Below are 266 nucleotides of genomic sequence, written 5' to 3' on the forward strand. Positions count from 1 at the left end.
TGGTTGCGACTGGCAGCAAGGAGGAATCATGGCTGATTTGAGAAAAGCAGCGCGTGGTCGGGAATGCCAGGTAAGAATCCCTGGCGTATGTAATGGCAATCCTGAAACGTCTGTACTGGCACATATCCGGCTGGCTGGATTGTGCGGTACCGGTATCAAACCGCCAGACCTGATTGCCACCATTGCATGTTCTGCCTGTCACGACGAGATCGACCGTCGCACGCATTTTGTTGACGCTGGATATGCAAAAGAATGCGCGCTGGAAG

General features: G+C 53.4%; 1 protein-coding gene. It reads left to right on the plus strand.

What is annotated here, in order from left to right; translation table 11 throughout:
• Positions 1 to 28: 28 nt before the first annotated feature.
• Positions 29 to 266: DUF1364 domain-containing protein (locus SB771_RS34910; RefSeq protein ID WP_410722029.1), on the plus strand; the 238-nt coding region annotated here is incomplete at its 3' end.

The organism is Burkholderia sp. SIMBA_051 (assembly GCF_046534915.1).
Taxonomy (GTDB): Bacteria; Pseudomonadota; Gammaproteobacteria; order Burkholderiales; family Burkholderiaceae; genus Burkholderia; species Burkholderia ambifaria.